This window comes from Erythrobacter sp. BLCC-B19, assembly GCF_028621955.1.
Lineage (GTDB): Bacteria > Pseudomonadota > Alphaproteobacteria > Sphingomonadales > Sphingomonadaceae > Erythrobacter.
This window is the reverse complement of sequence record NZ_CP117516.1, coordinates 2,471,816-2,497,486: the sequence shown is the minus strand read 5'-3', so window position 1 is coordinate 2,497,486 and position 25,671 is coordinate 2,471,816. Positions and strand designations below refer to the sequence as shown.

The window sequence follows — 25,671 nt, the reverse complement described above, 5'->3', positions numbered from 1 at the left end:
CTTGTGCCGGTAAGCGGCGTCAGAAGCGGACTTGCAAGGTCGCCCGTGCGCCGTGATCGGTCTGGCTGGAACCGATGAGGCCGGTGTAGCCGACCGAGATCGACAGGTTCTCCTCCAGCGTCAGTTCGGCATCGAGGCGGGCGGCGAACGCCCACTTGTCGAGCTGCGCGCCCTGCACTGCGAAGGCCTGCTGCGGTGCAGCCGCCAGCGCGATCAGCGCCTGCGGATCGCGGTCGCCCAGCTGCCCGCGCGCCGCCAGCGTGCCATCGAGCCGCAGCGACTTGCTGACCGGCACCGCCGCATCGATCCCGCCGGTCACCGTGCTGGTGTCGTAGCTCTGCGAGCGCACCACCAGCGCCGCCGCACCGCCCCGTTCGGTCAGCGCATCGAGCTTGAAGCTGCCCAGCGACCCGGCAACGAAGGGCCGGATCTGCGCATCGCCTGCTTCGATCGTGTAGGACAGTTCGGCAAACGCCTGACGCGCCTCACCCTGGGTGCTGCCGACATTGGTTTCGGCAAAGCCCGGCAGGCTGATGTTGCGGAAGGCGCGCAGATCGACCTCGGTGAGATAGCCGCCCAGCGCCACGCCGAAGCCGCCGGTGTTGAGCGAGGCATAGGCCCCGCCGCCCGCCTGTCGCACTTCGGCTGCCGAAACGCGCGCATCGATCGTCACATCGCTCTGCACCCGCATCCCGAACACGCCCGCGCGCCAGCTGCCGTTCTCGCTGGCATTGCCGTAATCGAGGCCGGTGACAAAGCCCATGCGATCCGCGTCGAAGGCGGCGGCATTGCCGTCGCTCTCGCCGTCACCCCAGCCGCCGAACAGCTGGCCCCAGGCGCCCACGCCCTTGCCGCTGTCGGGGTTGGCGCGCGCTGCCTTCGCCGCAGCGCCGGTGCGGCCGAGCACCGCTTCGCGCAGCAGCCGCTCCTGCTCGATCCCGACGCCCGCAGCCGTGGCATAGGCCTCGCCCGAAAGCTGGTCGAAGGCCGCGACCAGCTGCGCGGTCGGCAGGGCATAGATGTTGAACAGCGGCTGCGGGTTGTAGCCCGCGGTCACCGCCCCATCGATGCGGTTGACGACCGAACGCTGGTTGGGCGTCAGCGCGGCATTGCCGACGATGTTCGACAGCAGATTGGGCGCCATCCGCAGCCGCACCTGATTGGCCGAGTAGACCAGTTCGGGGCGATAGAGGATGCCGAACCCGGCAAAGCCGGTGGTGCCGGCAAAGGTGCCCGTGCGCCCGCCATCGGCCTGCAGCAGCACATATTCGCTGTTGAAGGCATAGGTGCCGCCGAGGTTGGTGAAGGCCGCGGTGCCGCCAAGGTTCGCCCCGCCGGTCGCAACCAGCGCGTCCGAAAGCCCGGTGGCGTTGATCTGGAGCTGGAGCGTGCTGCCCGCCGCCAGATTGATCGCGCCGTTGACGCCGAGAACGCCTGCCCCGTTAGCCCCCGGTGCAACGGTTGCGCCGCTGTTGGCAACCAGCCCGCCGATCACCCCGGTGCCGGAAAGCGTCGCGCCCGAAAGCACCGTCACCTGCGAATTGCCGAGCTGCCCCAGCACCCGAAGCTCGCCCGCCCGCACGAAAGTGGCGCCGGTAAAGCCGTTGGAGTTGCCCGTCAGGCTCAGCATCCCCGCGCCGGTCTTGTCGAACAGCCCGGTGCCGAACAGCTGCCCGGCAAAGGTGCCCGCGGTGCCCTGTGCGAATTCGAGCGCGGCGTTGTTCTGGATCACGCCCTGCAGCGAGGTGGTGTTGCCCACCAGCCTGCCGCGGCTGATCAAGGTGCCCCCGGTGTAGGTGTTGGCGCCCGTCAGCGTGGTGGTGCCGGTGCCATCCTGCACAAACATCCCAGTGCCGCTGATGACCCCTGCAAAGGTGTAGGCATCCGAACGGTTGACCACCAGCGCGCCGTTGTTGAGCACCGGCCCGATTATCGAGCCGCCCGCGCCGCCATCACCCAGTTGCAGCACGCCGCCGCTGATGGTGGTGCCGCCGCTATAGGTGTTGGTGCCGGTCAGCACGAGCCGTCCGGTGCCGGTCTTGACCAGATTGCCGGTGCCCGAAATCACCCCGCTGAAGGTCGAGGCGACCCCGTTGGTGCCGGTGCTGAGCGTCGCATCGCCCAGCGCAATGCTGCCCGCGCCGTTGATCACGCCGAGGGTCGTGTCGAACCCGGCAAGATCGAGGATGCCAGCCGCCGTCTGATCGAAGATGTCGATGCCGGTGGTGGTGCCGGTCAGCACGATGCTGCCGCGGTTGATCACCGTGCCGTCAACCACGCCTTCCAGCGATGCGGTGCCGGAGTTGTCGAGCCCGCCGCCCAGGGTGCCGGTCGAAACCAGCGTGCCGCTGTTGAACACCGCGCCGGCGATGACGCCGTGGTTGCTGGCGCTCGCTCCGGCGTTGTTCTGCACCTGACCGAGGATCGTGCCGTTGTTGATGAGCGTGGCGTTGTTGACGACATTGCCCGCAATCACCGCGCCCGAAAGCATGGTGGCCATGGTGGCGAAGGGCGCTTCTTCCGGCGCGGCGGCGAGCGTCACGGCAGCTTCGGCACCCGGTGCCATGCTGATCGCCGTGCGGCCGTTCGACAGCCCGCCCTCGCCGCGCGTCAGCAGCGAGCGTGCGGCCGAGGGTGCTGCGGCGGCCACCGTTTCTGGCGCAGGCGTCGGCGGCGGCGGGACGACCGCCCCGCCATCGCCCACCACCAGCGTGCCGGCATTGACGAAGGTCGTGCCGGTGTAGGTGTTCACGCCCGAAAGCGTGAAGGTGCCGGTGCCCTGCTTCACCACCCCGCCGCTGCCCGAGATCACTCCGGCAAAGGTCGAGGAGGTGTCGTCGCCGCCCACAATCAGGAACGGCGCGGTGATCTGGATCGTGCCATCGCCCGCCAGACTTCCGAGGGTCGAGTTGAACCCGGCAAAGCTCGCGCTGGCTCCGGCGATCTGGGTGAAGCGGCCGAGGAAGTTGCCGCCGGAGCTGCTGGTGAAGACCCCGTTGTTGAAGACCGGGCCATCGATCTGGCCGTTCAGATCGGCGGTGCCGTTGTTGGTCACACTGCCGCGGATGCGGTTGAAGCTCGACATGGTGCCGTTGTTGGTAACGTCGCCGCCCACGATGCCGCCGTTGATGAAGTTGGCGTTGACCAGCACCGAACCGGCAATCTCCCCGCCAAAGTCGAGCAGCAGGGTGCCGCCATCGACCCGGGTCAGGCCGGTGTAGGTGTTGACCCCTGCAAGGCGCAGAAAGTTGCCGCCCGTCTTGGTAAGGCCGCCGCTGCCGGAAATGACCCCGCTAAAGCTCCGGTTGAAGTCTCCCGAGGTCACCGTCAGCGTGCCCGAACCGAGCGTCACCGATCCGCCGCCGGAAATCAGCTGCACGCTGGTGTCGAAACCGGCGAGATCGAACACGCCGGTGTCGCCCTGCGTGAACAGGCCGATGCCGGTGGTGGTGCCGGTCAACGTGATGAGGCCGAGGTTGTCGACCGCGCCGCTCACCACACCCGACAGCCGCGCCGTCGCGCCCGCCGCGTTGAACAGCCCGCCAAGAAGGCGGCCGGTCGATGTCAGGCTCGCATTGTTGACGACCAGCCCATTCACGCGCCCGCGGTTGGTGAAGGTCGCGTTGTTTTCGACCATGCCCGCCAGCACGCCATCGGTGGCCAGCTCGATCGAACCGCCGTTGATGACCGTCGGGCCGGTGAAGGTGTTGGCGCCCAGCAGGCTGAAGCTGCCCGTGCCGATCTTGACCAGCGCGCCCTGCCCCGCGATCACCCCGGTGAAGCGCGCGTCGGTGTTGTCGCTGCCCACAGTCAGCGTTCCAGTGCCGAGATTGACGGTCCCCGCCCCGTTCAGGCTGCCAAGCCGGGTGTTGAAGCCCGCAAGGTTGAGGCTGGTGCCCAGGCTCGCGCTCTGCTCGAACCGGCCGAGGAAGATGCTGTTGCCGATATTGGTGATCGTGCCGTTGTTGAGCGTGAACCCGTCAACCTGGCCTGCAATCTGCATCGTGCCGACGTTGTTGAGTTCGCCGAACACCCGCCCGTCGAGGATGAAGGTGGCGGTGTTGCGCACCGATCCGGCAAGGCTGCCATCGGCGACGACGAGCGTGCCGCCGAGGATCGCGGTTTCACCGGTATATTCCATGTCGCCGCTGAGGATCTGGGTCGCCGCGCCCTGCTTGGTCAGACCGCCGCTGCCGGTGATCGTGCCGAGGAAGGTGGTGCTGCCGCTCGCCCCGATCAGCGTCAGGTCGCCGTCGCGCAGCAACACCTGACCTGCGCCCTGCAGCGCGCCGATCCGGGTGTCGAAGCCGCCGATGTCGAACGCGCCGGTCGAGGTCTGGTCGAGCGTGCCGATGCCGGACGTGCTGCCGGTCAGCGAAATCTGGCCGCTGTTGAAGACATTGCCGTTGAGGATGCCCGACAGGCTCGCCCCTGCGCCCTGCTCGTTGGTGAGCTGGCCGTTGATCGTGCCACCTGATGACAGGTTGCCGCGGTTGAGGATGTTGCCGGTAATCGTGCCGGCATTGCTGAGGCTTCCGCCGCCCAGCACGCTGAACGAGCCCGTCCAGATGCCGCTCGCATCGTTCTGGATCACCCCGCCCGCATTGACCAGCGCGCGCGCCGTGACCGTGCCGGCATTGCTGATGATCCCGTCGCCGCCGACCTGCAATTGCTGGTTGCTGGCGAGCGTGATCGTCCCGCCCGAACGGTTGGCAAGTCGCGCATCGGCCCCGAACACCGAAACGCCGTTGCCGCTGAGGGTGCCGAAGTTTTCGAACAGGCCGCTGCTGACCGACGAGATGTCGCCCGCATTGTCCCAGATGCCATTGTTGATGACGAGCCCGCCCGCGCTGATGCCGAACGATCCGTTCCAGCGGTTGTTGTTGGTGACGGTCCCAAAGCCGTGCGACAGGATGCCGTTCCAGGTGCCGTTGTTGTCGATCGTGCCCAGATTGGTGACATCGGCATTGACGAGGCCGTTGTTGTTCACCCGCCCGCCTTCATTGGTGAAGAAGCGCGAATTGAGAATGCCGCCGCTGTTGATCGTCAGCGTTGCCCCAGCGCGGTTGATCGAGAAGCCGCTGTTGATGACGGTCCCGGCGATCACGAAACCATTTGCATTGGTGCTGACGTTGTCGAACCCGCCGACATCCCAGCGCGCGCCGCTCTGCACCAGAATGGTGCCCGTGCCGGTGTTCGACACGAAGCCGTCGCTGGCGAGATTGCCATTGACGGTCAGGCTTCCTGCCGTGTTGATCGCGCCGTTGATCGTGCCCGACACGGTCGCTTGCGCTCCGGCGAACTGGGTCAGCCCGCCGTTGATCCGGCCGGTCGAGGTCAGGGTGCCGAGGTTGACCACCGAACCCTGCACCGCGCCGGCATTGGTAAAGGTCGCTTCGTTGCGCACCTGCCCGGCGATCACGCCGCCCGATGCCAGCGCCAGCGTGCCGGCATCGACCCGCGTCTGTCCCGCATAGGTGTTGACGCCCGAAAGCGTCATCGTGCCGGTGCCGGTCTTGATGAGGCCGCCGCTCCCGTTGATCACGCCGCTGAAGGTGGTGGAGGTATTGTTGCTCCCCGCCGTCAGGCTCGCCGCCCCGAGATTGATCGTGCCGCTGCCCGAAATGCTGCCAAGGCCGGTGTTGAACCCGTTGAGGTTGAACACCCCGAACCCGCCCTGCACCAGCGACGCATTTCCCAGCAGCGTGCCGGTCAGATTGATCGTGCCCGGGTTGGTGATCGTGCCCAGCACCGTGCCCGACAGCTCCGCGCTGGCGCTGATCGCGATCAGTTCGAGGCCCGATTGCAGGGTGCCGGTCGAACGGAAGCTGCCTGCCGACAGCATCGTGCTGGCGATCGTCCCCTCGTTGACGAGGGTCGCGCCGCCGCCATTGATGATGTTGACGCCCGCGCTCAGCGTGCCGCCCGCAGCAATGAACAGGTTGCCGCCGAACTGGTTGATGAACTGGCCGGTGGTCGACAGCGCGCCGTTGATGGTGAAGGCGTTCGCCGCCGTCCCCTGGTTCGAGACATTGCCGGTGACATTCGCCGTCGCTCCGGCATTGATCGTCACCAGCCCCGAAGGCGTATTGTCGAGCGGGCCGCCCACCATGAGGTTGCCGGTCACGGTCATCGTGCCCGAATTGCCGATCTGGCTGGTCGAGCCCGCCAGATTGGCCACCGCGCCCGCCTGATTGAGCAGAATCCCGCTCAGCGTACCCGTAGAGGTCAGGGTGCCGCCATTGCGAACGGTGCCGTTGATCGTCCCGTTGTTGACGAGGGTGCCCGCGTTGTTCAGCCCGGTTCCGGTCGAAAGCGAACCAGTCGCGCCGATCAGCACCTGCGAGGTGCCGTTGTTGTCGAATTGGCTGGTGGTCGACAGGCTGCCATTGATGGTGAAGGCGTTGGCCAGCGTGCTGTTGTTGGAGACGAGGCCGGTGACATTCACCGCCGCGCCTGCATTGACCGTCACCAGACCGCCCGCGGCATTGCTGAGGCCCGCCGATCCGGTCAGGTCGCCCGTGACAGTAAGTGTGCCGAAATTGTTGATCTGCGCGGCATTGCCCGCAAGCTCGGCGGTCGCACCCGCACTGTTGATGAAGGTCGCCAGCAGCGTGCCGGTCGAGGTGAAATCGGCCATGTTGGTCACGGCGCTCGCAAGAGTGCCGCTGTTCACCAGCGTGCCGCCCATCACCGTGGTGTTGCCGGTGTAGGTGTTGACCCCGCTCAGCGTCAGCGTGCCCGCGCCGGTCTTGGTCAGCGAGCCTGCGCCCGAGATGATCGCCGAAATCGTCGCGCCGACATTGCTCGCCGTGTCGACCCCGGTCGCACCCGTCAGCTCAAGGCGCGAGGCCGCATTGCCGCCGGTGATCGTGTAGCCATCGACAAGGAAGGCCAGACCGCCCGGTGCAACCGTGGTGTCGGCCGCGATGGTGACAGTGCCGCCGGTGCCGCCGAACACGGCGTTGAAGCCATTGCCCGCCCACGCGCCGCTGAAAACGCCATCATTCTCGGTGAAGTTGCCGTTGACGAGGTTCCAGGTTCCGCTGCCGCCCACAACCGCCCCGGTCGGCGCGAAGGTCGAGCCGTTCCAGAAGATCAGGTCTTCAGGCGGCGCGGCGTTGAGCACGATGGTATTGCCATCGACCGCGAGCGTGCCGATGAACCCGCCATCGAGCGGGTTGAGCGTGAGGTTGCCCAGCGCACCGGCCAGCGTGCCGAATTCGAACAGGGTGTATCGCCCGCTGCCGAAGCCCGTGCCGCGCACGATGCCGATGTTCCCGCCATTGAGCGTCAGCGCGCCCGCCACGCGGATGAGATCGTTGTTGGCCCCGCCTGCAACGCCTGCCTCGGCGAGTTCGAAGGTGGTCAGCGATCCGGCATTGAGCGTCAGGCTGCCCACCGTCAGGGTGCCCGGGCTGTTACCCGCCGCCAGCGTGCCGCCGCTGTTGACGACCACCAGGCCGCCGATGGTTCCCGAGCCGCCCAGCGTGCCGCCGTTGATCGTGACGCCCGAACCCAGCGACCCGTCGACGACCAGCCTGCCGCCGCTGATGGTGGTGCCGCCGCTGAAGGTGTTGACGCCGGTCAACGTCAGCGTACCGGTGCCGCTCTTGACCAGCTTGCCGACACCGCTTGCGTCCACCATTTGGCCGCTGAAGGTCGTATCGAAGGAACCGGCGACATCAAGTGCGCCGCCGAACTGGAGGAAAATCAACCCGGCCCCTTCGAGGCCGCCGATGGTTTCGGTGCTGAATACCGCCTGGGCGGAAGTTCCAGCTTCAAGGATCAGGCGGCCCGTGTCGGACAGCGCATTGCCACCGGCAAACTGGAAGTTACCCGCCTTGACGTGCACATCTCCGGTAAAGGTGTTTCTGCCGGACAGTCCGAGGATCCCGTTGCCTTCCTTGATCAAGGAGCCCGAACCGGTCGCGATGGCACCATTGATGATGATGTTGCCGGTCGAGGCAATGGTGATGGTCCGGTTGGTGCCCGAGATTCCCCCGTTGATCGACATGGTGCCCGCCGAATCGGCAGAGATCAGCACGTCCGATTCCAAGGTGATCGCGCCGTTCACGTTCTGCCCGTCGAACACGCTTCTCAGCACGCCGCCCCCGCCGAAGCCGGTGCCGCTGAGGCTGAGAGCATCGGCAACCGACACCCGGCCCGACAAGGCCAGCGTCGCGCCATTTTCGACGATCGTGCCCGCCGCCGCGCTGCCGAGCGTGCCGGACGTCACGAGCCCGGGGCTGGCGGTCAGCGTCAGCGTCCCGCCCGAAATCGTGGTCAGCCCGTCATAGGTATTGTCTCCGCTCAGCGTCAGATTGCCCGCGCCTAGTTTGGTCAGGCTGCCGGTGCCGCTGATGACATTGCTGACCGTGAAATCGTTCGAGCGGTTGAACACCAGAGCGGCGTTGTTCGTCACCGCCCCTGTGCCAAGCGATCCCGTCGTCCCGCCGTCGCCGATCTGCAACGTGCCGCCGCTGATAGTGGTGATGCCGGAATAGGTGTTTGCGCCGGTCAGCGTGAATGTGCCGGTGCCGGTCTTGGTCAGGCGCCCGCCGGTTCCGAAGATGCCCCCGGCGAAGGTCGTCGAGGTGTTGTTGCCGCCGGTGGTGAGAACAATTCCGTTTCCGATATTGACCGAACCGGCCCCTGCCAGCGAGCCGATGGTTTCGCTGCTGACAATATCGAACCTGGCACCACTGGCAATCGTGACCGCAACCGAATCCGCCAGCGCTGCCCCGCCGCTGACCGAGGTAATCCCGCCATTGATCGCAAGCGGCCCCGTAAACGTGTTCGCGCCGTTCAGTTCAAGCAGCCCGGGGCCAGTCTTGGTCACGCCGCCGCTGCCGGAAATCGCGGCATTGACCCGGGTGGTCGAGTTGCCGGTCTGCTCGGAGGCAAAAGTGAGGGTCGAGGTGCCGAGGTCGATGCCGGTGCTGGTGAAGCTGAGCAACATCCGGTCGGTGTTCGTGATCGTCGCATTGGCTGCCAGCGTGACACCGCCCGTCAGATTGACGGCCTGGAAGCCCGGATTGGCATTGGGCTCGATCCGGATCGCGCCGCCACCGTTCACGCCCGTGCCGCTGATCGCCAGCGCTTCACCGAGGTTGAGCGTCGGCGAGGATCCCACGATCAGCAGGGTGGCCCCGCTGTTGACGGTCGTGCCGGCTGCCGTGGTGCCGAGCGCGCTCGCATTGGTGATCCTGAGCGTGCCCGCGTTCACCGTGGTCAGCCCGGTATAGGTGCTCGCGCCCGTCAGTGTCAGGATGCCGCCATTGTGCCTGAGGCTCAATGCGCCCACGCCGTCCACGAAACGGCCGTTGAAGGTCGTGTCGACGCGCAGGTTGCGCGTGGTCACCGTCGCGGCGCCGCCGCCTGTGGCGACTTGGCCTGTGCCGGTCAACTGGTTGAGCGTCAACGGGAAGTCGACGACTTCGAGCCTGCCATCGACATTGACACCGCCCTCAACATTGCCCCCGGCGCCGCTGACAAAGCCGGTGCCGCCCAGCGAAAGACGCAGCGTGCCGCCATCAACGCTGATGTTCAGCGGATCGCCCAACCCTGCACCGCTGAACGCGAGAGCGACCGTGCCGGTGTCGGTCGCGTTACCAAACCGCGTAATGCCGCCCCCGCCGTCATTGGGGCTCCCCGTCAGCCGCAATGTCGTCCCGGCCGCGGCCGAGAAAGTAACGTCGGCACCGGGGCTAATGATGAACCCATTCGTAAGGGTCACGTCAGCCCCGCCGCGCAGATTGCCGCCAGAGAACGTGATCGTGCCCGTTCCCAGCGCACCCGAGGCGTTGACTTGCAGCGTGCCCGACGAAATCCTGGTGCCGCCCGTATAGGTGTTGGCGGAAGTCAAAATCAGGGTGCCGGTGCCCGCCTTGGCCAGGACACCGCCGCCCGAAACGACGTTGCCCAGCGTCTGCGTGTTGGCGATGTCGAAGGTGGTTGTGCCCGAAGTGATCTGGACCCCGCCGGTCAGGGAGCCGATATTGGTGATGACGTTGCTGCCCGACAGCTGGAGCGCCAGCGCCTGTGCGCCGCTCCCATTGGTCCCGCCGCTGATCGAGCCGAGGTTATTGAGCGCAATCCCGCTGCCAAGCAGGCCGACGCCGCCCAGACCCTGAACCGAACCCGAGCCGCCATTGCCACCGGTGATCTGGCCGCTGCTGTTCACCGTGCCGCCGGTCAGGACGAGACCGGCACCGCCATTGCCGCCACGCCCGACAGACACGCCAGACCCGCCAATGCCGCCATTCCCGCCAACAAGGCCCGCCGCTGCTTCGATCGTGACCGTAGCCGAGCCCGAGCCGGTGAACGCGGCTCCGCCGTCGCCACCATCGCCGCCGGCGCCAGTGACGCCGCCATTGCCGCCATTGCCGCCAGCACCGCCGCTCCGCACGACAGTGGTCACCACCGTGGCCTCTATGAAGTTGTCGATCGCCCAGGTCGCGCCAGCACCACCGCCGCCGCCCGCTCCGGAACCCGTGCCCTGACCGCCATTGCCGCCCCGTGCGGAAGAGGCGGTGTCTACAAAGATAACGCCTTCGTTGGTGAAAACCCAACTGGCCGCACCGGCACCACCACCGCCGCCGCCGTTGGCCACTGTCGCATTCGCGCCGTTGGCACCTTGGATAGCTGGGTTAATACTGCCGGTGCCACCAGCTGCGCCGCCATCCCCGGCACCGCCACTGCCACCCGTGCGCCCGGATCCGCCGCCACCGCCGCCCGAACCGGCGGCAACGCCATCACCGCCAGCGCCGCCCGTGCCGCTCGCGACCACGTTCGATTCGCCCCCGGCGCCGCCGCCGCCGCCGCCATCTCCGCCGGTCGATTGTGCAAAGGCAGCGCCCGGCATCGCCAGCAGTCCGGCAGCCGCAAGGGCGCCCGCGACGGGTATCAGTGCGGTGGAACCCAAAAGCCCCGACGTGGCCGACCGATTGAACGAACGACCCTTGGCGCGGAAACCACCGCGCGCGCGCACTACCGTCATTGATTGCCCCCCAAAATGGATGGAGGATCGGTAGCGCGTGATTAACGGCTCACATAGTGCGAATTTCTCAATTCAGGACATTTGTTGAAAATTAGCGGCCGATTTGCGGGAATTTTTGAAATATTCGACGCCTCGCCGCACTCAGCCAGCCGCGTTGGTCTGTTCGAGGATCCATTCTGGAATCGCCTCCTGCCTGAGATCGGCAAGGTCCGTGCCCTGCGCGCGCACCGCATCATACCGGTCGCGCGGGGCATAGTCGGCGGGGCGCTGGTGGAAGACGATGCCCTTGGTCTCGGCCAGAATTCCCAGCCCGCGCACGCCATCCGTGCCGCTGCCGGTCAGCAAACCGCCAAGCGCCGGCAGGCCGCTGCGCGCCAATGATCCGAACAGGAGATCGGCCGAAGGGCGGCAGCCATTGATCGGGTCGCGATCGACCAGGCGCAGACGCGGAGGCTCGCCCGCTTCGACGATCACATGGCGGCTGGGATCATACGCCAGCCACACCTTGCCGACCTCCAGCGACACCCCGTCCACCGCGTCGCCCAGCTGGCACGGCAGCGAATGGCGCATCGCGCGCACCGCATTCTCGACCGCAGCCTGATCGGCGTCGAACAGCACGATAGTGGGCGGGCAGGCGGCATCATAGGCGGCGAGCACCTGCCGCGCGCTCTCGATCCCGGCCGCCCCGCAGGCGAGCGCGACGATCCGCCCGTCAGAGCGATAGCGCATCCCGGCACCCGCCTCGCCCGGTGCGCCCTCGCCGCCCGGCTTCAATTCGCCCGCCGCCGCCTTCAGCACGATGTCGCCGAGCTGGCGAACGGTCGCGTCGAACTCCTCGCGCGAGGTGTGCAGCGGCTTGGGAAAGCAATGCACCGCCCCCAGTTCAAGCGCGCGCCGCGCAGTGCCAGTGCCTGCCTGCGTGATCGACGACAGCATGATCACCGGCATCGGCCGGGTGGTCATCACCTCTTCGAGAAACTCCATCCCGCTCATGCCCGGCATCTCGACATCAAGCGTCAGCACATCGGGCTTGAGCGCATCAAGCTGCGCGCGGGCCTCGTCGGCATTCTTGGCGGTGCCGCACACCGCAACGCCCTTGGCATTGTCGAGAATGTCGCAAAACAGCGCCCGCATCGCGGCGGAATCGTCGACTACCAGCACTCTGACATTGGCCATGTTTCGCTCAGCCTCTTGGTTGCGATCCAGCGCCGGCACTGACCGGCGCGGCGCACCAAAGGGCGCGCCTGTGGATGCTGCCCTAATCGCCAATCGCCCAACAAATCTGCGCCGCAGTCCTAGGGGCTTGCGCATAGCCCCCGATCAAAACGCACTTATGCAAGTCGCTGTTAGAGCCGATCCTGCAACACGCCCGTGCACCTCTCCCGCGGCGGGCCTTCGCAGGGTAACGCAACATGACGATCGAGAAATATTCGAAGTACGGTGCGATGATGCTGGGCGGTGTGGTCGCAGCCATCCTGCTGGTGGCCGGCATCGGCATCAATCACATCCGCAACGGCGGCGCGCTTGATACCGAGGAGCAAACGCTCTCCGATTTCCGTGCCGACATCCTGCCTCCGCCGATGTTTCTGGTCGAGGCTTTCGGCAATGCCAGCATCATGACGCTCCACCGCGATGCCTACAACATCAACGAGACGCGCCTTGCCAAGCTGGAAGAGGAATTCTGGGCGGCCGAAAAGCGCTGGGCCGAAGCAGCGATCGACGATCAGCTCAAGGCAGGCCTCGCCGAAAATGCACGCCAGACCGGCAAGGCGTTCTGGAACGAGATCAACAATGAACTCAAGCCTGCCGCAAAGGCCTGGGATCAGCCCGCAATGCTCGCTTCGCACAGACGCCTGCTGCAGATCTACCGCGACCATCGCAAGGCCAATGATGCGCTGGTGGCGCAAAGCGAACGCCACACGCAGGATGCCATGGCAGAGAACGCGGTCGTGCAGACCATGATCATCGCCGGAGCCTGTCTTGCGGTTCTGCTGGTGCTCGGCTGCCTTGCCGCGGCCTATCTGGCCTTCCGCCGCAAGGTGCTCTGGCCGATCTACACCGTGGGCGAAACCATGCGCGATATGGCGGCTGGCGATCACGATGCAGGGATCACCACCCACCACCGTCAGGACGAGATCGGCACCATGACCGGAGCCATCGAGACCTTCCGCGCCGCGCTCAAATCGGACAAGGCCCGCTCGGATGTGCAGGCCGAGGTGGTGGAGACGCTGAGCGACGCACTGTACCAGCTCGCCGAGGGCGACCTCACCTATCGCATTACGTCGATGCCGCCGGGCGAGCATGAGCGGTTGCAGGAGGCTTTCAACACCTCGGTCGCCAAGCTCGAAACCATGATCGGCGCGGTGCGGGCGACCGCAGGGGGCGTGCGCACCTCGTCGGACGAAATCCGCGCTGCCTCGGAAGACCTCGCTCTTCGCAACGAGCAGCAGGCCGCCAGCCTTGAAGAAACCGCCGCCTCGGTCGGCGCCACGGTCGCACTCACACGGCAATCGGCCGACAACGCCGTCGCCGCCAGAAGCGCGATCGCCCAGACCCACCAGCGCGCCACCGAAGGCGGCGCCGTGGTCGGCAAGGCGGTCGCGGCGATGGGCGCGATCGAGCAATCCGCGCGCGAGATCACCCAGATCATCGACGTGATCGACGGCATCGCCTTCCAGACCAACCTGCTCGCCTTGAACGCAGGCGTCGAGGCCGCCCGCGCAGGCGAGGCCGGCAAGGGCTTTGCCGTGGTCGCCAACGAGGTGCGCGCGCTCGCCCAGCGCTCCGCCGATGCCGCGCGCGACATCAAGGCGCTGATCGGCAAGTCGACCGCGCATGTGGGCGACGGGGTGAGCCTCGTCGGCGAGACCGGCACGCTGCTTGCCGAGATCGTCGCGCAGGTCGGCAGCGTGACCGCGCAGGTCAACGAGATCGCCGAGACCACCGCCGCTCAGGCGACCAATCTCGAACAGGTCAACTCCGCCGTCGGCACCATCGACCGCATGACCCAGCAGAACGCCGCGATGGTCGAACAATCGACCGCCGCCACCCGCAGCCTCTCGAGCGAGGCCCAGCGCCTCTCCGAGCTGGTCGCCCAGTTCCGGGTGAGCGCCGCAGGGCAGATGCTCGCCAGCCATGCTGGCGGGCATGACACAGCACCGCGCATGGCTCCGGCTCCGGCCCCGGCCCGCCCTGCGGCCGCCCGCAAACCCGCTGCACCCCCGCCGCCACCAGCGCCAACGCCCATCATCACCGGCAACCTCGCCCGCAAACCCGCGCCCACCCAAGACCCCAGCGACGACGACTGGACCGAATTCTGATCCCGCCGCGCCCCTGCTTGTCTTGCGCCCCACCTACGTGATTGGCCGGAGGTGAGCGCAGCCAAACGCAAAGGGCGCGGCACTATGCTTGACACCCAACCCAAGGGCAGGGCCAACCATCATGCTGAAACACATCGCTGTCTCGGATCTGGAGCTGGGGATGTTCGTCCACAAGTTCGAAGGCGGCTGGTTCGATCATCCCTTCTGGAAAGCGAAGTTTCTGGTCGAGGACGCGGACAAGCTGGCGACGATCAAGGCAAGCCGGCTGCGCGGGGTGGTGATCGACACCTCCAAAGGCAGGGATGTCGCCGCCGCCCGCCCCTCCGCAGCGTCAGTGCCTGCCCGCGAACCTGCCAGCGCAAACGGGGCGCAGCGCCGGATCCGAAGCATCAAGCAACGCACCGCCGAACAGCTCAAGGTGGCCGAGCCGACCAGCATGGCGCAGGAAATCGGCACCGCAGCCGCGATCGCCCATCAGGCGCGTGACAAGCTGGGCAAGACCTTCATCGCTGCCCGGCTTGGCAAGGCGCTCGACGTGCGCAAGGTCGAGCCGGTGGTAAGCGATATCCTTGCCTCGGTGCGGCGCAACCCGCAGGCTTTCAGCGGGTTGATGCGCTGCAAGCTCAAGAACGAGGCGATCTTCCGCCATGCGCTTTCGGTCAGCGCGCTGATGGTGGCGCTGGCTGATCGCATGAAACTGCCCGCCGCTGACATCCACAATTGCGGCCTCGCCGGGCTGCTGCTCGATATCGGGGTGAATTACCTTCCGGGTGCGGGCGAGCCGCCGATGGGCGATTTCCGCCATGCTGATGAACGCATCTGGCAGCAGCACGTGATGCTCGGCTACCGCGCGCTGCAGAACGACAGTGATCTGCCGCAACTGGTGCTTGATGCCTGTCTCATGCACCACGAACGCATGGACGGGCGCGGCTATCCGCAGCGCTGCGCGGGGGACCAGATACCCGTGGTCGCGCGCATGGCGGCGATCTGCGACAGCTTCGAGTTCCTGCTGGCCGGCAGCGACACCGCCCCCGGCCTCGACCCGGCCAGCGCGGTCGAGGCGCTGCGCGCCCAGTCTGGCGCCTTCGACGAGGACATTCTGCGCCTGTTTGTCGAGGTGGTCGGGCTCTATCCGGTCGGCGCCTTTGTCGTCCTGCGCAGCCAGAAGCTCGCCATGGTCATCGACGAGGATCGCCGCGATCCGTTGCGGCCGGTCGTGCAGGCGTTCTTCTCGCTTGCCGCGGGCGAACGCATCCTGCCGCATCGGATTGCGCTGGCGGAAAGCAATGACAATGAACGGATCGAGGGGATTGCCGATCTCAGCGGTCTGGGCCTGCCGAGCGATGACCAGCTGCGCGAACTCGTGTTCCTCAGCGCCTATCGCAACGCCAAGCACGACTGACACAGCCCAAACGAAAAGCGGGCCGGAGATCGCTCTCCGGCCCGCTTTTTGTTTGCGTCACTGAGGTTCAGAAGGCGAGGCGCAGCGAGGCCTGCACCGTGCGCCCGTTGGCGGCGCGGGCAAATCCGATGCCATTGGCAGGCACACTCGCCTGGTTGACTTCGAAGATGCCGAGCGTGTCGAACAGGTTCTGCGCGCTCACCGTCAGCCGCAGGTTCTCGGCCGGTTGCACCTCGACATAGGCACCCACGGTGGTGAAGCCCGGCATTCGCAGCTGGTTGCTGTCCTGCGAGAAGGAACCGGTGATGGTGACGATGTTGGCACCGGCTGCAAAGGTGCCGAAATCGACCTGCGGAACGGCAACAAACACCCAGTCAGGCTGGTGACGCGGTTCCTTGCCGGTAAAGACGCCGCCAATCCGGTCTTCGACAATCTTTGCCTCGGTATAGGTCGCTGCAAGCATCAGGCTGAACGGCCCACGCACGATGTTGCCTTCCAGTTCGACCCCCTGGGCTTCGTAGACCCGGTTGGTGGCATTGGCCGCGCCATTGAGCACGTTCTGGTCTTCCGCCTCGACATGGAAGACCGTGCCGTTGACGGTGATGCCATTGCGGCGCAGCTTGAAGCCCGCCTCGTATTGGATCACATCGTCCTGCCGGTCGCCGCTGGGGACGTTGCCGGTGAGCGGGTTGACGGTCGGCGTGAACAGCACCTTGTCCGCCGCCGCCCGCGCGCCCTTGCTGTAGCGCGCAAACACCGAGAACGGCTCGGCAACGCGGTAATTCACCCCGACCGAATAGTTGAGATAGCCGTAATCGTAATTGACCGGTGCGGGGCGGTCGAGCGGCAGGAAGGCGGTGCGTGCCTCGGCCGGGTTGATCACGCCATCGCGGTTGAAGTCGAAACTGGTGAGCCCTTGCCTCCCGCCGCCCAGATCCGCGCCGAACAACTGGCCGCGCACGCGCCCGCTGTCGTAACGCAGTGACCCGCCCACGGCGAGCTTGCCGATATGGAAGTTGACCGAGCCATAGGGCGCGAGCACGCGGTAATCGACATCGAAGATCCGCCGGAACAGACTGCTCTCGCGGCCGAAGGCGAAATAGCCATTCAAGGTCTGCGGCTGACCTGCGGCATTGACGATATCGACCTGCGCGACCTCGCCGCCACCATTGGCATCGACGATCATCGCGGTGTGGAGCCAGGTCGTATCAAGCTCCTGCGTGGCGAAGTACAGCCCGGCAGTGGTGGTCAGCTTGCCGCCGCTTACATCCCACACCTTGCTGGCGCGCAGATCATTGGTGAAGTTGTCGAGCGACCTCGCGCGCACGAAGCTGACGAAGTAGAGCGACAGCAGCCCGTTGCCATTGATCAGGCTCCCGCCCGGGATTGTCTGCCCGGCCAGCGGCCCGCTGGCATAGACCGCGCTCGATCCTGCACCGCCGATGGAGTTGGCGAAGGCCGAAACGGTGTTCTGGCGGTTGGGAAACATCCGGCTGAAATCGCCGCCATTGACGGCGTAGCGCGCCTTTTCGGTGATCGTCCAGCCGCCCAGCTCGAACTGCGCCTCCAGCCCGATCGACTTCGACTTGGCGCTCTGCCCGGTGCTGATCGGAAGGGCGACGGGATTGTTGTTCCGGTCGAGCGTGAGCACAGCCCCAAGATACGGCGACAGCGTCGAATCCCGCCTGAGGTCAAAACCGGGAAAGCTCCGGATCGTCGGATTGTCATTGGTGCCGGTGATGTTCACCGCATAGGGCGCGAAGGTCGGCGAGCGGTCGTCGAGCAGCTTGAAATAGGCCCGCACATAGCCCTTGTCGAAGGTGCGGGTGATGTTGGCCTTGATCTGCCCGCCGCGCCAGCCGGTGAAGCCGATATCGCGCGGCCCTTCCCCCTGACGGTAGAAGCCGCCGACATACATCCGGGTGTTCTCGCCCAGCTTGGCGCCGTAATCAAAGTCGATGCGCTTTTCCTCGAAGTCGAGACCAGCGGTCACCTGCACCCGGCCGCCCTCCTGCTCGCCGGTGCGGGAGATCACATTGACGATCCCACCCGGCGAATTGGAGGCGAAGGTCGAGGCCGATCCGCCGCGGATCGTCTCGATCGCGCTGACGCTGAAATCGTTGCGCAGATACACATCGGTCGCAACGTTGAAGAGGTCGCCGAATTCGAGCACCGGCAGACCATCTTCCTGAAACTGCATATATTTGGAGCCGCCGGCCGCCAGTGGCAGGCCGCGCACGGTGTAGTTGTTGTTGCCTTCGCCGATGCCGGTCGCCACCCGCAGCCCCGCCATGGTGCGCAGCACATCGCCAAGCGGGCGCGGGCCGAAACGGTCGATGTCGTCGCCCTTCAGCGAGGATGTCGAAGTCGCGCTGTCGAGCCGGTCGCGACCCTTGGCCATGCCGGTCGAGAAGACCTCAGCCGCGGGCGTCTGGGATGGTGCCGGGGGCGCGGCGCTTTCGGCCGCGCTGGCCTCGGCGGTTTCCTCGGTCTCGCCCTCAGCCATGGCCGGCGTGGCCAACGCCCCGAAGGCAGCACATAGCAGCAATTGGGATTTCACTCGCATGGCATACTCCCCACGCTTTGTCGGACCCCTGTGCAGTCCGGCTTCATCGCGTGCAGCCTGCCGGATAGGCCTGCATGGCTTGGCAGGTTTGAAACCGACCCTTAGGCAATCACGCGAGGGTCAGGCCGGCAGCCCGCGCCAGTCGATCCATTCGCCATAGGGATGGCAGATCGCCGCCAGATGCGGCGTGCCGTGATGCGCAGCGCCGTCCCAGCGCGCGATCCTGAGTTCGACCGCCCGGCGATCGTGGCTCCATTCGACGCTGACGCGGGCGATGGGGCGACGTTGCGAGGCTCTGGTGGCAGCAGCGGCAAAGGCTGCGTCGATGGCGCTGCGTTCGGCCGGGGACGCGTATTGCAAGACCATTGAATGGAACACCACGCGCCGCACCCCTTCAGCCTGCGGTGCGGCGAGCTGACGGTTGAGCCAGTCGCTCGCCAGCCCCGGCTCGACCTGCGGAGGATGGTGTTGCGCGATGGCCAAGGCGGCGCGCAGCCGCTCTGCCCGCGCGGCTTCACCCGGCCAGATATAGGCTGCAAGGCTCTGGCGATCGGCCGGGTTGCCGATGTCGAGCGGATGCAGATCGACACCGCGCGCCGAGGCAATGTTGATCACGCCAGCTGGCACCGCCGCGCCGCGCCAGTCCGGCGCGAGCGTGACTGTGCTCGTCGCGGCGCAGGCAGCCACGCCCCCCAACCGCACCGCATAATGCGCCAGATTGAGGTTGAGGCCCGCGCTCGCCCCCAGTTCCAGCAGTTCGCATGGCAGGGCGGCCTCCTCGCCCAGCGCCAGCAGCGCGGCGGCAAGCCCTGCGGCGCGGGCGACTTCGTTGGTCTGGGTCGGGTGCGCAAGCCAGCCGAGCAAAGCGTCGGCCTCCATCGTCAGGACATCTGTGAGCGCTGTGTCGAGTTGTCGCGGCGGCACCTGCCGACCCTCACCATAAAGCGCCGCAAGCCCGCCTGCCCGGCCCATCAAAGCCAACGCGTGCAGCCCGGCATTCAATCGGAAGATCACACCGTCCGAGGCCAGATCGCCCGGCCAGCCTTCGATCCGCTCGAACACGGGTCCGGCGCCCGGCAACACCCGCGCAAGCGCCTGCATCAAGGCCGCAGCCAGCGGCTTGCCGAACTCTTCCGCCTTGCGCGCCTCGATCAGGAGCTGCCGAACCGACCGCAGTGCTGTGGCGGGCGGCGAAGCGAAGGCATCAGGATGAAACAGAATGGTCAAGCGCTGCGGCCCTATGGATATCAACGAAGCGCCCAAGCATAGGCCCGCGCCGCCAAGATGATTTCCCGCCAACCTAAGGGAAAGCGCGCAGGCCAGGGCCGCGCTCAGCGCGTCCACGCGCCCCGTATCATTACCGATGAGGCGCAATTCTGCCGGTTAAAACCCGCGGGCCTATCGCCACGCTCAGAAATCTGTGTTGCCAACCGGAGAATTTTTCTGATGCGTTTCCGCTCTGCCTGCCTTGTCGCCTTGCTTTCTGGCACCGCTGCGGTGCCCGCCTACGCCGAAACCGGCTCGGATGCCGAGACCTCGTCCGACGCGGCTGCGACCGCCGACAGTGCCCCTGCCCCTGCCCCCACGCCCAAAGCCTTTACCACCGGCGTTGCCAAGGGCCGCGACCTGCTCGACACCGCGATTTCTGCCAGCACGCTTGACGAGCATGATCTTGCCAGCCTGTCGGTCAGCTCGATTGCCGGGATCATGCAGAACATCCCCGGCATCCGCTCCGAGACATCGGACATCGACGGCTTCTCTGCCATCACCATTCGCGGCCTGCCGCTGGCGGCGGAAGGCTCGAAGTTCCTCCAGCTTCAGGAGGACGGCCTGCCCGTGCTCGAATTCGGCGACATCCAGTTCGCCGGGATCGACCAGTTCCTGCGCGCCGACCTGACGCTGTCGCAGGTGCAGGCGATCCGCGGTGGTTCGGCTTCGACCTTCGCGTCCAATTCGCCCGGCGGCCTCATCAACTTCATCTCGCGCACCGGTGAGACCGCGGGCGGGCTGATGCAGGTATCGAGCGGCCTCGGGCATGATCTGAAGCGCATCGACTTTGCCTATGGCAGCCCGCTGGGTGATGGCTGGCGCTTCCATGTCGGCGGCTTCTACCGCACCGGCGAAGGCCCGCGCGAGATCGGCTACACCGGGTTCAAGGGCGGCCAGTTCAAGGCCAATGTCACCAAGGACTTCGATGGAGGCTATATCCGCTTCTACGCCAAGTATCTCGACGATCAGCAGCCGATCTACGGCACCGCGCCCGTCACCATCACCGGCACCGATGCCGACCCGCAGATCGGCTTCCTCCCCGGCTTCGACATCCGCGAGAACGGCTACGCCTCTCCGCTGACCGCAAGCTACGCCGAGGTCGATCGCAACAACAACCCGACCCTTATCGACGGACGCGATGGGTTGGCGGCGCAGGTGAAATCCTTCGGGATCGAGGCGCAGTTCGACATCGCGGGATGGAGCGTCACCAACCGGTTCCGTTTCTCCGATGTCAGCGGCGAATACAACGACAACACCCCCTTCGTGACCGCCCCCGCGCCGTTCTTTGCCGGCTTCGGCGGGCCGGGCGCGAGCCTTAGCTATGCCGCCGGGCCGCAAGCGGGCAGCGCGATCACCGATGCACGCCTGCTGGCGCTGTCGGCGCGGATCTATGCCGATCTCGAAAGCCTCGACAACGTCACCAATGATCTGCGCGCGACCCGCGTGTGGGATGCTGGCGATGGCAAGCTGACGACGACCGCAGGCCTTTACAGCGCGCGGCAGGACATCGCGATGTTCTGGAACTTCACCAGCACCTTGCAGGACATTCAAGGTGGCGGGCAGAGCGCGCCGGTCAATCTCACCGCGGGCAACGGCCTGCGTCTGACGGATGGCGGAACCCTCGCCTATGGCTTCGCCGTCGGCCTTCCTTTCGGGATCTACCACAACCGTTACGACGTCGATTACGACATCGTCGCGCCCTATGGCTCGGTGAACTACCAGATCGGCAAGCTGGCCATCGGTGCCAGCCTGCGGTGGGACAAGGGGCAAGTGAATGGCCAGGTGTTCTCCGCCAATTTCGGCGGCGGCCGGGTCGGGGTCGCCCCCATCGACGTCAATCGCGACGGTCAGGTGTCGGTTGCCGAGAGCCGGGTTGCGATCCTGCCGCTCACTCAGCCGGCGCCGGTCGATTACGATTACGACTACCTGTCCTATTCCGCCGGGGTGAACTACCGCTTTGCCGACAGCCTGTCGGCCTTTGCACGCTACAGCCGCGGCGGGCGGGCGAGCGCCGAGAACGCGATCGGCACCGAAACGCTCAACCCGCTGACGGGCCGTCCGACCGATCCGGCAGTGCAGGTGTCGGTCGTCAAGCAGGCCGAGGCCGGGGTGAAGTTCCGCAAGGACGGGCTCAGCGCCTTCCTCACCGGCTTCTGGGCCTCGACCGACGAGCGCAATTTCCAGATCACCGCCAATGCCAGCGGTCAGGCCTTCGTGGTGCCGGTCAACCGCACCTACAGCGCCAAGGGGCTCGAGTTCGAGGGCGAGTGGCGCAAGGGTCCGTTTGCGATCACCGTCGGGGCGACCTTCACCGATGCGAGCATCGACAAGGACGCCAACAACCCGGCCTTCGACGGAAACACCCCGCGCCATATCCCCGACTTCGCCTTCTTCGCGCGGCCCGAAGTTGCGCTGGATAAGGTCACGTTCGGGGCGGTCATCAACGGCACCACCAAAAGCTTCGCGCAGGATACCAACCAACTGGTGCAACCCGGCTATGTGCTGGTCAGCCCCTATGTCCAGTATCGCCCGGCAGACGGCCTGACGGTCGCGCTCAATGCCTTCAACGTCTTCGACGAGCTGGCCGTGGTGCAGATCGGCGCGCCGACGATCCCGGCCTCCGGGATTGCCAATGTGCAGGTGATGAACGGCCGCACCGTCACCGCATCGCTGCGCTACGCCTTCTGAGAGGCAGGACGGATCGCAACAATGGACGAGAGGAACTCCACCCATGCTTGACCGGATGAGCATCCCCCGCCGCCTCGGCGCATCCTTCGTGCTGCTCAACGTGGTCGCTGCCGCAGTCATGATCGCCTGCGGGATCAGCCTTGCCATGATATCCTCGGTCACTGCCAGGAACACCGAGACGCAGGCGGTGCTGGCCAATGTGCTGGGGCTTGAAACCGCGCTGCTGCGCCAGAACAGCCAGCTGCGCGGGTTCCTGGTCACCGGCGACGAGAGCTACCTCAAGTCCTATTATGAAGGCCGCGATGACTATGATCGGATGTCGGCGGAGCTGGAAACCCAGCTGACCGATCCTGTCCTGCAGGAAAAGACCCGCCTCAGCCGCGCCGAGACGCTCAAGTGGCGGCGCGACTGGGGCGACCGATACGTCGCCGAGGTCAAGGCCGGCAATCGCGATGCTGCGCAGGCAGCAATCCGGGCGGCGGGCAAGAAGGTGCTGGTCAGCGACGCCGTAAACCCCTTGCGCGACATCCGCGATGCGCAGCACGCCGCAATCGAGGAGCAGAGCGAACGGCAGGCCGGGGTGATTACCATGGCGTGGATCGCACTCGGGCTTGGCGCGGCCATCCTGATTGGTCTCGCGCTGGTCCTCGCGCGCGGCCTGACCCGCTCGATCGCACAGCCGATCGTGGCACTGACCCGCGCCGTCACCGACCTGTCCCGCGGTGCCAACAGCATCGACATCCCGGGCACCGACCGCAGCGATGAACTGGGGGCAATGGCGCAGGCGATGCTGGTGTTCCGCGATGCCGCCATCGAGCGCCAGCGCGCGGTCGCCGAGCGTGAGGAAGCGGTGGCCCGGATCGGCCAGCGGCTGGCGGCCGTGGCCGATTCCGATCTGACCGTGCGTCTCACCGATATGCCCCCTGCCTTCCAGCCGCTGGCGCGCGACTTCAACGGCGCGATGGAGCGGCTCGCGCAGGCGATGGGCGCCGTCAACGAGAGCATCGGCTCGATCAACCTGACCTCCTCCGAGATCGAGCACGCGATGACCGATCTTGCCAGCCGCAGCGAGGATCAGGCAGCCCGCCTGCAGGTGTCCTCGACCAGCATGGTCAGTCTCACTGCCAATATCGAGGCCAATGCCAGCCTCGCTGTCGGGGTCAGCAGTTCGATGCGAGATGCCCGCGAGGAAGCAACGAACGGCGGCGAAGTGGTGGGCCGCGCGATCCAGGCGATGGGCCAGATCGAAACGGCGAGCGAGGAAATCTCCGACATCACCGCGATGATCGACACCATCGCCTTCCAGACCAACCTGCTCGCGTTGAACGCCGGGGTCGAGGCCGCGCGGGCGGGTGAAGCGGGCAAGGGCTTCTCGGTGGTTGCCTCGGAAGTGCGCGCGCTCTCGATGCGGGCCACGGAAGCGGCAAGCGAGATCAAGAAGCGCGTCGAGGCGGTCAGCGGCCATGTCCAGACCGGGGTATCGCTGGTGCACGAGACCGGCTCTGCGCTCGAGACGATCATCGCCCGCGTCGGCGAAGTGACCGAGGCCGTCACGCGCATTGCCGAGGCCGCGAGCGAACAGAGCGTGGCGCTGCGCCGAGTGTCGGAAACCATCGGCGCGATGGACAAGATGACCCAGCAGAACGCGGCCATGGTCGAGGAAACCAACGCCGCGACCCGCAACCTCAACAACGAGGCGCGGCATCTGGCGGCGACCTTTGCGGGCTTTCGGATCAGTGCGGATCAATCAGCGGCAGCCAGTGACAGCCCGCCCCGCATGGCAAAACGCCAGCACGCGAGCCCGCGCTCGGGCCGGCGAGCCGCCTGATCCGGGCCATCCCTAAGGGCTTGCCCCAAGCGCCTTTGCAAGCAGCCTTTCAGCCCTGCGGCACATGATGGCCGCCAGACGACCCCAAGGAATACCCCATGCTCACCTGGTTCACCAAGCACGCCCCGATCCGCCGCAAGTTCACGATTCTCATCGCCGCGACTCTGGCGATCGGTCTGTTCCAGCTGCTCGGCAGCGTCCTGGTCATGTCGGGCTCACTCGCGCCGTGGGTTGGAACGGCGATGTCGCTGCTTGGCGTGGTTTCGACTGTCGGAGGACTGCTGCTGGCAAAGGAGCTGGTGTGCCGCTCCTATGTCGAGACCGTGGTGCGGATGGAGGGGCTTGCCGCGGGCGACCTCACCTCGCCGGTGCGCCGCATCGACCACACCGACTGCGTCGGGCGGATGACCAAGGCGATGGAAACCTTCCGCTCCGATGCCCTGCGCCTGCAGGAAGCGATTGCCGACCAGTCAGGCGTTATCGTCGAGACCCTGAGCGATGCGCTCGAACGCCTCGCCGAAGGCGATCTGACCTATCGCATTACCTCGATGCCGCCGGGCGAGCATGAGCGGTTGCAGGAGGCCTTCAACACCTCGGTCGCCAAGCTCGAAACCATGATCGGCGCGGTGCGGGCGACCGCGGGGGGCGTGCGCACCTCGTCGGACGAAATCCGCGCTGCCTCGGAAGACCTCGCTCTTCGCAACGAGCAGCAGGCCGCCAGCCTTGAAGAAACCGCCGCCTCGGTCGGCGCCACGGTCGCGCTTACACGACAATCGGCCGACAACGCCGTCGCTGCCAGAAGCGCGATCGCCCAGACCCACCAGCGCGCCACCGAAGGCGGCGCCGTGGTCGGCAAGGCGGTCGCGGCGATGGGCGCGATCGAGCAATCCGCGCGCGAGATCACCCAGATCATCGACGTGATCGACGGCATCGCCTTCCAGACCAACCTGCTCGCCTTGAACGCCGGCGTCGAGGCCGCCCGCGCAGGCGAGGCCGGCAAGGGCTTTGCCGTGGTCGCCAACGAAGTGCGCGCCCTTGCCCAGCGCTCCGCCGATGCCGCGCGCGACATCAAGGCGCTGATCGGCAAGTCGACCGCGCATGTGGGCGACGGGGTGAGCCTCGTCGGCGAGACCGGCACGCTGCTTGCCGAGATCGTCGCGCAGGTCGGCAGCGTGACCGCGCAGGTCAACGAGATCGCCGAGACCACCGCCGCTCAGGCGACCAATCTCGAACAGGTCAACTCCGCCGTCGGCACCATCGACCGCATGACCCAGCAGAACGCCGCGATGGTCGAACAATCGACCGCCGCCACCCGCAGCCTCTCGAGCGAGGCCCAGCGCCTGTCCGAGCTGGTCGCCCAGTTCCGGGTGAGCGCCGCAGGGCAAATGCTCGCCAGCCACGCTGGCGGGCATGACACAGCACCGCGCATGGCTCCGGCCCCGGCCCGCCCCCCGGTAGCCCGCAAACCCGCCGCACCCCCGCCAGCGCCAGCGCCAGCGCCCATCATCACCGGCAACCTCGCCCGCAAACCCGCGCCCACCCAAGACCCCAGCGACGACGACTGGACCGAATTCTGATCCGCTTGACCACCGCCAG

9 protein-coding genes are annotated in these 25,671 nt (G+C 66.4%); 5 read left to right on the top strand and 4 right to left on the bottom strand.

The annotated features are described in order from the left end of the window. Nucleotides 1-19: 19 nt before the first annotated feature. Nucleotides 20-11,002, bottom strand: coding sequence for an autotransporter-associated beta strand repeat-containing protein (locus PS060_RS11535; protein ID WP_273983321.1), 10,983 nt, complete (start codon nucleotides 11,000-11,002; stop codon nucleotides 20-22). Between the two features lie 141 nt (nucleotides 11,003-11,143). Next, nucleotides 11,144-12,178: a response regulator gene (locus PS060_RS11530; protein ID WP_273983319.1), complete on the bottom strand. Its 1,035-nt coding sequence runs from the start codon at nucleotides 12,176-12,178 to the stop codon at nucleotides 11,144-11,146. 236 nt (nucleotides 12,179-12,414) lie between these two features. On the opposite strand from PS060_RS11530, the gene PS060_RS11525 reads away from it, so the two are divergent. Together PS060_RS11525 and PS060_RS11520 are read left to right on the top strand one after the other, a co-directional pair. After that, on the top strand, nucleotides 12,415-14,322 hold the full coding sequence (locus PS060_RS11525) for a methyl-accepting chemotaxis protein (protein WP_273983317.1): 1,908 nt from the start codon (nucleotides 12,415-12,417) through the stop codon (nucleotides 14,320-14,322). A gap of 121 nt (nucleotides 14,323-14,443) precedes the next feature. Then, entirely contained in the window at nucleotides 14,444-15,724 is a 1,281-nt protein-coding gene (locus PS060_RS11520) for an HD-GYP domain-containing protein (protein WP_273983316.1), read from the top strand. Nucleotides 15,725-15,791: 67 nt separating this feature from the next. Here PS060_RS11520 and PS060_RS11515 read toward each other — a convergent pair whose 3' ends face one another. Together PS060_RS11515 and PS060_RS11510 are read right to left on the bottom strand one after the other, a co-directional pair. Next, nucleotides 15,792-18,230: a TonB-dependent receptor domain-containing protein gene (locus tag PS060_RS11515; protein WP_273983314.1), complete on the bottom strand. Its 2,439-nt coding sequence runs from the start codon at nucleotides 18,228-18,230 to the stop codon at nucleotides 15,792-15,794. A gap of 180 nt (nucleotides 18,231-18,410) precedes the next feature. After that, complete coding sequence (locus tag PS060_RS11510; protein ID WP_273983313.1) at nucleotides 18,411-19,517, bottom strand: DUF2332 family protein; 1,107 nt, start codon at nucleotides 19,515-19,517, stop codon at nucleotides 18,411-18,413. Between the two features lie 219 nt (nucleotides 19,518-19,736). On the opposite strand from PS060_RS11510, the gene PS060_RS11505 reads away from it, so the two are divergent. The 3 genes from PS060_RS11505 (at nucleotide 19,737) to PS060_RS11495 (ending at nucleotide 25,652) form a co-directional block, all read left to right on the top strand. Continuing rightward, the gene (locus tag PS060_RS11505) at nucleotides 19,737-22,247 is read left to right on the top strand and encodes a TonB-dependent receptor domain-containing protein (protein ID WP_273983311.1); all 2,511 of its coding nucleotides are present in this window, start codon (nucleotides 19,737-19,739) and stop codon (nucleotides 22,245-22,247) included. Nucleotides 22,248-22,290: 43 nt separating this feature from the next. Continuing rightward, nucleotides 22,291-24,075: a methyl-accepting chemotaxis protein gene (locus PS060_RS11500; protein ID WP_273983309.1), complete on the top strand. Its 1,785-nt coding sequence runs from the start codon at nucleotides 22,291-22,293 to the stop codon at nucleotides 24,073-24,075. 98 nt (nucleotides 24,076-24,173) lie between these two features. After that, nucleotides 24,174-25,652 carry a methyl-accepting chemotaxis protein gene (locus PS060_RS11495; protein ID WP_273983306.1) on the top strand — a complete coding sequence of 493 codons (1,479 nt, stop codon included), beginning with the start codon at nucleotides 24,174-24,176 and terminating at the stop codon, nucleotides 25,650-25,652. The last annotated feature ends 19 nt before the right edge of the window (nucleotides 25,653-25,671 follow it).